The following is an 11,356-nucleotide window of genomic DNA, read 5'->3' as shown; positions in this document are numbered from 1 at the left end:
GCCCCCGGCCTCCCCATCTGCAAAAGATGCCCCGCAAGAAAATCCCGATGGCCTCCCCTGCCTGGCTCGCGGAAGCGGGCTTCGTCTTCATGGCGCATAGCGCGCAGCTCTGGGCCAACCCGGCCAAGGCGGCGGCGCGGCTGACCGCGCTGGCGGCCGAAAAGCAGAAGGCCTTCGCCGAGGGCGCGGTGAAGGCCAGCCTGGCCGCGGCGCGCGGCGCCTCGCCGGCCGCCGTCACCGAGGCGGCGATGGCGCCGGCGCGCCGCCGGGTGCGCGCCAATGCCCGCAAGCTGACCAAGGGTTAGCCCGCCTGCCAGGCCGGCAGCGGGAAGGCGCGGTCATAGGCCAGGTTGAACAGGAAGGCGTAGGCCAGGTAGAAGCCGGCGATCGACAGGTCCACGACCAGCGCCTGCAGCAGGCTGATGCCCAGATACCAGGCGATCGGCGGCAGCAGCACCAGCAGCAGCCCGGCCTCGAAGAGGACGGCGTGCAGCACGCGCAGCGCCAGCGTCTTGCGGGTATGCCCCGCCCAGCGCTGCATCACCCGGTCGAAGCCCAAATTGTAAAAGAAATTCCAGGCGGTGGCGACCATGGCGCTGCCGACGCCGATGACGCCCATGGCATGGCCGGACAGGCCGAAGGCCAGGCTGCCCAGCGGGATGATCAAGGCGAGGCCGGCGACCTCGAACAGGATGGCGTGGCGGAGACGGTCACGGGTGGTGCGCATGGCGGCAGGTCTTTCGGAAACACTCGAACTGCCGGGATTTCTATCTAGAATGCGCCCAGGACAAAGTTAGCAGCCAACTGGAAATCAGATAGATGACCGTCTCGCTGGAGCAGTTGCAGGCCTTCGTGGCGGCGGCGGAAAGCGGCTCCTTCTCGGCCGCCGGGCGCCGGCTGCGGAAGGCGCAATCGGCCGTCAGCACCCAGGTCGCCAATCTGGAGACGGATCTGGGGCTCGAGCTGTTCAGCCGCGCCGGCCGCAACCCGGTGCTGACCGAGGCCGGGCAGCGGCTGCTGGAGGAGGCCCGCGTGGTGCTGGACCGGCGCGAGCATCTGATCGGCGTCGCCAGCAGCCTGGAGCAGAAGGTCGAGAGCCGCCTGGTCGTCGCCATCGACGAGCTCTATCCGGAGCATGCCCTCGGCGCGCTCTTCGCCGATTTCGCCCGCGAATTCCCCTATGTCGAGCTCGAGCTGCTCTTCCCGCTGATGGAGGATGTCAGCCGGATGGTGCTGGCGGGGTCGGCCGATCTCGGCGTGATGTGGCGGCAGGAGGCGCTGCCGGTCGAGCTCGGCTTCCAGACCATCGGCTGGGTGCCGCTGAAGCTGGTCTGCGGCCGTGGCCATCCGCTGGCCAAGGCGCGGGTGGAATGGGAGGAGCTGAAGCGGCACCGCCAGATCCTGGTCGCCGCCCGCAGCGATGGCGCCGAGAAGCGGCGGCTGCGCGTCGCCGCCGAGGTCTGGTGGGTGGAAAGCCACTGGGTGATCCTGGAGATGGTCAAGCAGGGCATCGGCTGGGCCCTGGTCTCCGACCATGTCATCGCCGCCTCCCCCGCCGCCCCCGACCTGGTAACCCCCGACCTGCAATTCGACGATGGCGACTGGCCGGTGGCGCTGGAGCTGGTCTGGCACAAGCAGCGCCCCTGCGGCCCCGCCGCCGCCTGGCTGCGGGCGCGCTTCGCCGCAGCCAGGATCGGGGGGTAGAGAGCGCCTATTCCTTGCGGATGTTGTGGAAGATCGGGAAGCCTTCCAGCATCCCCGTCACGTTGCTGCGGAAGGCGGTCGGCTGGGTCAGCGCGCCGGTCGGCAGGTAGGGAATATCCTCGAAGGCCTGGCGCTGCATGGCCTCGGCGATGCTCTTCTGCTCGGCGAATTGCTCCGCCTCCATGAAGCGGTCGCGCAGCGCCTCGATCTTCGGCAGGTCGGGCCAGCCGAAGGTGCCGGCCTTGCCCGGGCCACGCAGATAGGATTGCGTCGCCGGGTTCAGCGCGATGACGCCGGGGATGGTGTTGCACCAGACGCTCCAGCCGCCCTGGTCCAGCCCGCCGCGGTTGCTCAGCCGCGCGGCGACGGTGCCCCAGTCGCTGACCTGGTAGTCGAGGTTCATCCCCACCCGGCGCAGCATGTCGCCGGCGATCTCGCTCATGGCGTTCAGCCGGTGGTTGTCGGCGGGCACCACGAAGACCACGCGCTCGCCCTTGTAGCCGGCGGCCTCGAGGTTGCGCTTCACCTTGTCGTAGTCGGGGGCGCCGTTCATCGTCTCCAGCCCGACCTCGCTGGCCAGCGGGCTGCCGGGCAGGAAGAAGCCGCAGCGGTCGTTCCACAGGCTGCGATCCTCGCCCAGGATCGCGGTCATGTAGTCGGCCTGGCGGATGCCGGGCAGCAGCGCGCGGCGGATCGCCGGGTTGTCGAAGGGCGCGACCAGGTGGTTCAACCGGATCATGCAGAGCGAGCCGGTGCGGTCCTTCACCTCGATCTTGATGTTGCGGTTGCGGCGCAGCAGCGGCAGCAGGTCGGGCGAGGGCTGCTCCCACCAATCGACCTCGCCCTGCTGCATGGCGGCGGCGGCCGTCGCGGCATCGGGCAGGGTGTGCCATTCGACGCGGTCGACCAGCGGCTGCTTGCCGCCGGCCAGGAAGCTCGGCGCCTCCTGCCGCGGCACGTAGCCCTCAAACTTCGTGTAGACGGCGCGGACACCGGCCAGGCGCTCCGAGGCGACCCAGCGGAACGGGCCGCTGCCGACGATCTCCGTCACCTGCGTCGAGGGCGAGAGCTTCGCGAAACGCTCCTGCATCACCGGACAGAAGGAGGACGGCTTGGCCAGCGCCTCGGCCAGCAGCGGAAACGGCTTCTTCAGCCGGATGGTGAAGACGCGGTCGGAGACGGCGACCATCTCCTCGGTGATGGCGCGGATATTCTGGCCGAGCACATCGGCCTGGCACCAGCGGGCGATGCTGGCGACGGCATCGGCGGCGCGGACTGGGGTGCCGTCATGGAAGGTCGGGCCCTGGCGCAGGGTGATGCGCCAGAGTTTTCCCCCGTCCTCGATGACATGGCCTTCGACCAGCTGCGGCTGCACCTTGAAGCTGCCATCCAGCGCATAGAGCTGGTCATAGACCATCATGGCGTGGTTGCGGGTGACCAGCGCCGTGTTGAAGACCGGGTCGAGCAGCGCCAGGTCGGATTGGGGGACGAATTTCAGCGTCGAGCGCGCGCCGGTCGTGCCCTGCGCCCGGACGACGCCGGGCGCCGCCAAAGCGGATGCGGAGAAAGCCAGAAAGCCACGGCGATCCATCGAGAAATCTCCCAAGCTGTCCGGGCTTTCCCCGGCGTTTTATTCAGGTGTTGTCGAGCCAGGACGGCAGGCGGGCGATCCAGGGGCAGGCCGCCTCGAAGCGCGCCGCCACCTGCAGCACGCGCAGGTCGCCGCGCGGCGGGCCGATGATCTGCAGCCCCATCGGCAGCCCGTCCTCGCTGAAGCCGGCGGGCACGCTGATCGAGGGGCAGCCGGCCATGGTGGCGCCGACCACCACCTCCATCCAGCGGTGGTAGCTGTCCATCGCGCGGCCCGCGATTTCCTTCGGCCAATGCGTGCCGCCGTCGAAGGGGAAGACCTGCGCGGCCGGGATCAGCACCACGTCGAACTGGGCGAAGAGCCTGGTGAAGGCCTTGTACCAGGCGCCGCGGTCGATGCCGGCCTTGTAGGCGTCGAGGGCGGAGAGCTTCTGGCTGCCCTCGATCTCCCAGATGGCTTCCGGCTTCAGCAGCGCGCGCTTCGCCGGGTCGCGATAGACCTCGTCATGCTTGCCGCCGATGCTCTGCTGGCGCAGCGTGACGAAGGCGCGCCACAGCCGCTCCGGGTCGAAGTCGACGCGCGCCTCGTCGACCACGCCGCCGGCATCGCGGAACACGCCCAGCGCCTTGGTGCAAAGCTCCAGCACGCCGGGCTCGAAAGGCAGGTGGCCGCCGAGATCGCCGAGCCAGCCGGCGCGGAAGCCACCGCTCGCCCCCTCGCCCAGCCGGTCCTCGAAGCGGAAGCCGGGGGCGGCCAGCGACAGCGGCGCGCGGGCGTCGTAGCCGGCCTGCACCGAGAGCAGCATGGCGACATCGGCGATCGAGCGCCCCATCGGCCCGTCGGTCGACATCTGGCCATAGAAGGGGTCGGGATTGTCGGCCGGCACGCGCCCCTGCGACGGGCGGAAGCCGAAGACATTGTTGAAGGCCGCCGGGTTGCGCAGCGACCCGCCCATGTCGCTGCCATCGGCGACCGGCAGCATGCGGGTGGCGAGCGCGACGCCCGCGCCGCCGCTGGAGCCGCCGCCGACGCGCGACGGGACATAGGCGTTGCGGGTCAGGCCGAAGACCGGGTTGTAGCTGTTCGAGCCATAGCCGAATTCCGGCACATTGGTCTTGCCGATGATGATGGCGCCGGCCGCCCGCATCCGCTCGACGAAGACGGCGTCCTGCGCCGGCACCTGGTCGGCGAAGAGCGGCGAGCCCAGGGTGGTGCGCAGCCCCTTGGTCGCCGCCAGGTCCTTGATCGCCTGCGGCAGGCCGTGCAGCGGCCCGACCGCCTCGCCGCGGGCGATGGCGGCATCGGCCTGGTCGGCCTCGGCGAGGACCGCCTCGCGCGGCCGCAGGGAGACGATGGCGTTGACCGTCGGGTTGGCCGCCTCGATGTGGTCGAGATAGGTCGCCATCACCTCCCGCGCCGAGACCCGGCGGGCGCGGATCATGGCGGCGAGCTCCACCGCGCCAGGGCGGCAGAGCTCGGGGATGGCGAGCTGAGGGAGGGGCTTGGTCATCGCAATCGGGTCTCCAGGCCGGCCAGTCGCCGGGCGCCGCTCAGGCCGGGACGGCCTCGAGCGCGCGGGGATCATGCACCGGCGTCGGGATTCCCTCCATCCGTGCCTTGAGCTGCATCGCCAGCAGCCGCGAATAGAAGCGCGTCTGGGCCAGGTTGCCGCCCTGCATCCACAGGCCGTCCTGCCGCGTCGGCTTCCACATGTTGCGCAATTCGCCGGCCCAGGGGCCGGGGTCGCGCCTGGTGCCGGAGCCCAGGCCCCAGACCGGGCCGAGCCGCCGCGCCGCCTCGGGCGAGACCAGCTGCTCGACCCAGCTCTCCATCGCCTCGAAGCCGGTGGCATAGACGATCAGGTCGGCGGGCAGGATGGTGCCGTCCTCCAGCTCCACCGCCTCGGGCAGGATGCGGGCCGGGCGGGTGCGGCTGCGCAGCTTCACCGCACCGTCGATGATCAGCTGCGAGGCGCCGACATCGATGTAGTAGCCCGAGCCGCGGCGCAGGTATTTCAGCGCGTGCCCGCTGTCATCCTCGCCGAAGTCGAGCATGAAGCCGGCCTTCTCCAGCCCGGCGTAGAAATCCGCGTCATGCGCGCGGATCTCGCGGTAGATCGCCTGGTGCATCGGCGGCAGCAGCGCATAGGGGCGGGAGGCGGCGATGAAATCCGCCTGCTCGGTGGTGACGCCGCGGGCCACCGCCTCCTCGGAGAACAGCTTGCTGGAGAGGAAGTTGTAGGAAGAATCCGCCCGGATCACCAGGGTGGAGGAACGCTGCACCATGGTGACATCGGCGCCCTGCTCCCAGAGATCGGCGCAGATGTCATGGGCGGAATTGTTCGACCCGACCACGACGCAGCGCTTGCCGCGCCAGCCTTCGGCATTGCGGTACTGGCTGGAATGCATCTGGGTGCCGCGGAAATCCTCCGCGCCCGGATAGCGCGGCACGGCCGGCGCGCCGGACAGGCCGGTGGCGATGACCAGCTGCTTCGGCCGCAGCGTGACCTCCCTGCCCTGCCGCGTCACCGTCACCCGCCATTCGCCGCTGGCGGCGTCATGCTCGGCGCCCTGGGCGGTGGTCGCGCTCCAGATGTCGAGGCCCATGATGCGGGCGTAGCTGTCCAGCCAGTCGGCCATCCGGTCCTTCGGGATGAAGGTCGGAAAGCCCGGCGGAAACGGCAGGTAGGGCAGATGGTTCGCCCAGACCGTGTCGTGCAGGCACAGAGAATCATAGCGCTGGCGCCAGGCGTCTCCGGGGCGCGCATGGCTGTCGACCACCAGCGTCGGCACGTCGAGCATGGCCAGCCGCGCCGCCAGCGTCAGCCCGCCCTGGCCGGCGCCGATGATCAGGCAATAGGGCTGCTCCGTCTCGCCGAGCCGCGCCTGGTGGCGGCGGCGGCGCTCGGCCCAGTTCTGCCGATCGGGGAAGGCGCCATGCTCGACGCCGCGCTCGCGGGCGGTGCCGACCCGCTCCGGATGGGCGGTCAGCGCCAGCGCCATGGTCACCAGCGTCCAGGCGCGGCCGTCCTTCAGCCGCAGATGGCCACGGCATTGCATGGTCGCGGTCTGGAAGCCGAACCAGGCCTCGGTGACGCCGTCGGCGGTGGTGGTCTCGCTGCCCGGCTCCAGCACGAAGCCGCGCGGGCGGGCCTCGGGCAGGGTGGCGGCCAGCATCGCCGCGATCGCGGCCGGGCCGTCGAAGGTGGCGATCGACCAGGTCAGCGGCAGCAGGTCGCGCCAATGGCTTTCGGCGTGGAACAGGCTGGCAGCCCCCGCCGCGTCGCCGGCCTCGAGATGCCCGGCCAGGGTCGCCAGGAAGTCGGCGGCGGCGCTCATCGGCGCCCGCCCTGCATGGCAGCGACCGTGGCCGCGATCTGCGGCGGCGGGCCGGACAGGCCGGGGGCGTCGCGGCGCAGCTCGGAGAAGGCCAGGTCGGTCTTCTCCAGCGTCTCGCGCACATCGGCGTCGGTCAGCGCGGCGCAGATGAACATGTTGTGGAAGGGATGCAGGTAGATGCCGCGGGCCAGGGCGCGCTCGACCCAGGCATAGCCGAGGCGGAAATCGTCATCCTCCTCGAAGAAGATCTGCGGCATCTGCACCGGGCCGGTCTGGCGCAGGGTGAAGCCATGCGCCGCCGCCTGCTGCTGCAGCCCGTCGCGCAGCGCCGTGCCGGTGCGGATGGTGCGCTCCAGATAGTCGGTCTCGCGGATCTCTTTCAGCGTGGCGACGGCAGCGGCCATCGGCACCGCCGAGAACCAGAAGGACCCGGTCAGATACGGTTTTTGGGCCGCCTCGCGGGCGCGCTCCGAGCCCAGCAGGGCGGAGAGCGGATGGCCATTGGCGATGGCCTTGCCCCAGCAGCTCAGGTCGGGCTCGACGCCCAGATCGTGCCAGCTGCAGTCGCGCGCCAGGCGGAAGCCGGCGCGCACCTCGTCGAGGATCAGCAGCGCGTCGTGCCGGTCGCAGAGCTCGCGGGCGAGCCGCGCAAATTCCAGCTCCGGCAGATGCTGATGCCGGAAGGTCTCGTGGCGGAAGGGGGTGACGCAGATGCCGGCCAGGTCGTCGCCGGCGGCGCGCACCGCATCCTCCAGGCTCTGCGCATCGTTGTAGTCGCAATAGATCAGATGGGCGCGGTCCTCGGGCAGCACGCCGCCGGGGCGCGGCGTGCTCCAGGCGGCGGCGCCGTGATAGGTGTCGCGCGCCAGCACGATCTTGCGGCGGCCACGATGCGCGCGGGCCACCAGCAGCGCCATCGAGGTCGCATCCGTGCCGTTCTTGCAGAACATCGCCCAGTCGGCATGGGCGACGGTCGCGACCATGGCCTCGGCCAGCTCCACCATCACCGGGCCCGGGCCGGTCATGGCGTCGCCCAGCGCGCGCTGGGCATCGGCGGCGGCCTCGATCTTTGCGAAGCCATAACCGAAAAGATTCGGCCCATAGCCGCACATATAGTCGATGAATTCGCGCCCGTCGGCGTCCCACATGCGCGCGCCCTCGGCGCGGCTGAAGAATTGCGGGAAGCTGGCCGGCAGGCGAGCGGTCGACTGATGGCCGTACATGCCGCCGGGGATCACCCGGCGCGCACGCTCCATCAGATCGGCATGGCGAGACATGTCCCCGGGCATCGGCCGCCCCTCCCCGTCTAATCGAATTTAATCGATTAGGTGGCAGGCCATGCCGCTTGTCAAACGCTTTTCCGCAGGCCATTTCCGCCGCAGCCGCAAGGAGCCGCCGCATGGCCGCCAGGGACCCCGCCGAGGAGCGTGCCGAGACCCCGCGCCAGCCGCAGCGCGCCCGCGGCCATGCCCGTTTCGAGGCGCTGCTGAACGCCGCCGAGGCGCTGCTGCGCGAGCAGGACGCCGCCGCCATCAGCCTGCAGGACGTGGCCCGCCTGGCCGAGGCGCCGCTGGCCTCGGTCTACCACTATTTCCCCAATCCCTCGGCGCTGTTCCTGGGCCTGGCGCAGCGCAGCCTGCTGGCCTTCGACGACCTCTACGCCCGGCCCGTCGGCCGCGTCCCCGACAGCTGGCCGGCGCTGTGCCGCATCCTGTGGAACCGTGCCCGGCTGTTCTACGAGGAGAATCCGGCGGCGATGAAGCTGTTCCTCGGCCCCGATGTCGGCTGGAAGATCCGCCAGACCGACCTCGAATCGAACAGCCGCCTGGGCCAGCGCCAGCATGAGCTGGTGCGGCAGCATTTCCACATCCCCGACGACCCGGAGATGGCGCGGCGCTTCGCCCTGTCGATCACCATCTCGGATTCGATCTGGTCGCTCTCCTATATCCGCCACGGCACCATCACCGACGCCATGGCCAAGGAGGCCGCCGATGCGCGGGAGGCCTATCTGGCGCTCTATATCCCGCTGCGCGCCGCGCGCCGGCGCTAGCCGGCCGCGGGGTCGCCGCCGGGCAGCCCCTCGGGGCCCGGCTGGGCGAACAGGGAAGACGCCGCGCGCATGCGCTCCATCAGGTGGCGACTGACGAGGCGGATGCGCCGCGTCTCATGCGTGTCGGCATGGGCGACCAGCCAGTAGCTGCGCAGGAAGCGGGTTTCCGGCAGCACCCGGACCAGCTCGGGAAAGCGGCTGGCGGCATAGTCGTGCAGGATGCCGACGCCATGGCCGCCGCGCACCGCCTCCATCTGGGCGATGACGCTGCCGCATTCATAGCGGGCGCCGATGAAGCGCCGCAGCGCCGCCGCATAATCCAGCGCCCGGCTGTAGAGGAAATCCTCGACATGGGTGACGAACAGCCGATCGGCCAGGTCCGCCGGGCGCAGGATCGGCCCGGTCCGCGCCAGGTAGCCGGCCGTGGCATAGAGGCTGAGCGTGTAGTCGGTCAGCTTGCTGACCATCAGCCGCCCCTGCTCCGGCCGTTCCAGGGTGATGGCGATATCCGCCTCGCGCCGCGACAGCGAGAAGGTGCGCGGCAGCGGCACCAGCTGCACCAGCAGGGCGGGATGCCGCTCGGCCAGCGCCGCCAGCTCGGCGGCCAGCACGTAGTTGCCGAGACCGTCCGGCGCGCCGATCCGCACGGTCCCCGTCACCGCCTCGCCGATCAGGGTCAAGGCGGAGGCGACCCGCAGGGCCTCGGATTCCATCCGCTCGGCCGCGGCCATCAGCGCCTCGCCGGCGCCGGTCAGGCTGCAGCCCTGGCTGCGCCGCTCCAGCAGGCGGACGCCGAGCTCCTCCTCCAGCGCCGTCACCTGGCGGCCGACGGTCGCGTGGTTCAGCCGCAGCTCGGCCGCGGCCTTCAGGATCTGGCCGCTGCGCGCCACGGCCAGGAAGATGCGCACCCGGTCCCAGTTCATCGGCCGACTTTAGTTTCCGCACAACGGTGGTGCAAATCCTCGCCTTGCTGTGCAGCCTTGCCGGGCCGAGCATGACCCCGACGGCGCCCGCCCGGCCTGCGGCAGGGACGCCGCAAAAGGGGAGAAGACGCGCCATGGCCAGCTGGATTCCGCATTTCATCGACGGCACCACCTTCGAGGGGCGCGGCGGCCGCAGCGCCCCCGTCTACAACCCGGCGACCGGCGCGCAGAGCGGCGAGGTGGCGCTCGCCAGCGCCGGCGACGTGGATGCCGCGGTGCAGGCGGCGCTGAGCGCCTTCCCGGCCTGGGCCGCCACCCCGCCGCTGCGCCGCGCCCGCATCCTGAACAAGTTCCTCTCCCTGCTGGAGCGCGATGCCGACCGCATCGCCGCCGCCATCACCGCCGAGCACGGCAAGGTGCTGTCGGATGCCAAGGGCGAGCTGACCCGCGGCATGGAGGTGGTGGAGTTCGCCACGGGGGCGCCGCAGCTGCTGAAGGGCGAGATCACCGAGAATGTCGGCAGCCGGATCGACAGCCATGCGCTGCGCCAGCCGCTGGGCGTGGTCGCCGGCATCACGCCGTTCAACTTCCCGGCCATGGTGCCGATGTGGATGTTCCCCGTGGCGCTGGCCTGCGGCAATTGCTTCATCCTGAAGCCCTCGGAGCGCGACCCCTCGGCCAGCCTGATCATCGCCGAGCTGCTGGCCGAGGCCGGGCTGCCCGCCGGTGTCTTCAGCGTGGTGCAGGGCGACAAGGTGGCGGTCGACGCGCTGCTGCAGCATCCCGGCATCAGCGCCATCAGCTTCGTGGGCTCGACGCCGATCGCCCGCTATATCTACGAGACGGCGGCCAGGACCGGAAAGCGCTGCCAGGCGCTGGGCGGCGCCAAGAACCACATGGTCATCCTGCCCGATGCCGACATGGACCTGGCGGTCGATGCGCTGATGGGCGCCGCCTATGGCTCGGCCGGCGAGCGCTGCATGGCGATCTCGGTCGCCGTCCCCGTCGGCCAGGGCACCGCCGAGGCGCTGATGGCCAAGCTGGAGCCCAAGGTGCGCGCGCTGAAGATCGGCCCGGGCACCGAGGCGGAGGCCGAGATGGGCCCGCTGGTCACCCGCCAGCACCGCGACAAGGTGCTGGGCTATATCGATGCCGGCCTGGCCGAGGGCGCGAAGCTGGTGGTCGATGGCCGCGACTTCCGCATGCAGGGCTATGAGGACGGCTTCTTCGTCGGCGGCACGCTGTTCGACCATGTGACGCCGGCCATGTCGATCTACCGCGAGGAGATCTTCGGCCCGGTGCTGTCGGTGGTGCGCGCCGACGACTACGCCACCGCCACCCGCCTGATCAACGAGCATGAATTCGGCAACGGCACCTCGATCTTCACCCGCGACGGCGAGGCGGCGCGCGAATTCGCCCATGGCATCCAGGTCGGCATGGTCGGCATCAACGTGCCGATCCCGGTGCCGATGGCCTTCCATTCCTTCGGCGGCTGGAAGGCCTCGCTGTTCGGCGACCACCATATGCACGGGCCGGAGGGGGTGCGCTTCTACACCCGGCTGAAGACCATCACGACGCGCTGGCCGACCGGGGGCCTGCGCTCGGCCGGCGCCGACTTCGTCATGCCGACGATGCGGTGAGGCGGCCGGGCCGCGCCGGGCGCCCGACCCGGCGCGACCCCTGGCCACCCGTGGCCACCCGTGGCCACCCTCGGGCGGGCGCCCTGGCCGCCGCCCCGGCTTCGGCCCCC

10 protein-coding genes are annotated in these 11,356 nt (G+C 70.7%); 4 read left to right on the top strand and 6 right to left on the bottom strand.

The window, feature by feature from the left end; genetic code table 11:
- A partial coding sequence (locus tag GVN67_RS25345; RefSeq protein ID WP_235035479.1) for a hypothetical protein occupies nt 1-305 on the top strand: 305 nt, incomplete at its 5' end.
- Here GVN67_RS25345 and GVN67_RS25340 read toward each other — a convergent pair.
- Complete coding sequence (locus GVN67_RS25340; RefSeq protein ID WP_160000100.1) at nt 302-727, bottom strand: PACE efflux transporter; 426 nt, start codon at nt 725-727, stop codon at nt 302-304. The genes GVN67_RS25345 and GVN67_RS25340 overlap by 4 nt on opposite strands.
- A gap of 92 nt (nt 728-819) precedes the next feature.
- Here GVN67_RS25340 and GVN67_RS25335 point away from each other — a divergent pair, with 92 nt between their 5' ends.
- A complete protein-coding gene (locus GVN67_RS25335; RefSeq protein WP_160000099.1) occupies nt 820-1,704 on the top strand; it encodes a LysR family transcriptional regulator in 885 nt (294 codons plus the stop codon).
- A gap of 7 nt (nt 1,705-1,711) precedes the next feature.
- Here GVN67_RS25335 and GVN67_RS25330 read toward each other — a convergent pair whose 3' ends face one another.
- From GVN67_RS25330 to GVN67_RS25315, 4 genes are read right to left on the bottom strand one after another with little or no spacing between them, the layout of a single operon-like run.
- Nucleotides 1,712-3,295, bottom strand: a complete 1,584-nt coding sequence (locus GVN67_RS25330; protein WP_160000098.1) for an ABC transporter substrate-binding protein — start codon at nt 3,293-3,295, stop codon at nt 1,712-1,714.
- Nucleotides 3,296-3,338: 43 nt separating this feature from the next.
- On the bottom strand, nt 3,339-4,805 hold the full coding sequence (locus GVN67_RS25325) for an amidase (RefSeq protein ID WP_160000097.1): 1,467 nt from the start codon (nt 4,803-4,805) through the stop codon (nt 3,339-3,341).
- A gap of 40 nt (nt 4,806-4,845) precedes the next feature.
- Nucleotides 4,846-6,633: an NAD(P)/FAD-dependent oxidoreductase gene (locus GVN67_RS25320; protein WP_160000096.1), complete on the bottom strand. Its 1,788-nt coding sequence runs from the start codon at nt 6,631-6,633 to the stop codon at nt 4,846-4,848.
- Nucleotides 6,630-7,922: an aminotransferase class III-fold pyridoxal phosphate-dependent enzyme gene (locus GVN67_RS25315; RefSeq protein ID WP_235035478.1), complete on the bottom strand. Its 1,293-nt coding sequence runs from the start codon at nt 7,920-7,922 to the stop codon at nt 6,630-6,632. The genes GVN67_RS25320 and GVN67_RS25315 overlap by 4 nt, the downstream gene beginning before the upstream one ends.
- 110 nt (nt 7,923-8,032) lie before the next feature.
- On the opposite strand from GVN67_RS25315, the gene GVN67_RS25310 reads away from it, so the two are divergent.
- Complete coding sequence (locus GVN67_RS25310; protein WP_160000095.1) at nt 8,033-8,683, top strand: TetR/AcrR family transcriptional regulator; 651 nt, start codon at nt 8,033-8,035, stop codon at nt 8,681-8,683.
- Here the strand turns inward: GVN67_RS25310 and GVN67_RS25305 are convergent.
- Entirely contained in the window at nt 8,680-9,606 is a 927-nt protein-coding gene (locus GVN67_RS25305; protein WP_160000094.1) for a LysR family transcriptional regulator, read from the bottom strand. The two genes, GVN67_RS25310 and GVN67_RS25305, sit on opposite strands and share 4 nt — an antisense overlap.
- Before the next feature lie 134 nt (nt 9,607-9,740).
- Here GVN67_RS25305 and GVN67_RS25300 point away from each other — a divergent pair, with 134 nt between their 5' ends.
- Nucleotides 9,741-11,246, top strand: a complete 1,506-nt coding sequence (locus tag GVN67_RS25300; protein ID WP_160000093.1) for a CoA-acylating methylmalonate-semialdehyde dehydrogenase — start codon at nt 9,741-9,743, stop codon at nt 11,244-11,246.
- The last annotated feature ends 110 nt before the right edge of the window (nt 11,247-11,356 follow it).

Origin of the sequence: Roseomonas sp. 18066, assembly GCF_902706185.1 — a bacterium.
Classification (GTDB): Bacteria; Pseudomonadota; Alphaproteobacteria; order Acetobacterales; family Acetobacteraceae; genus Pseudoroseomonas.
The sequence above is the reverse complement of the archived record's forward strand: the minus strand, read 5'-3'. Positions and strand labels throughout refer to the sequence as shown.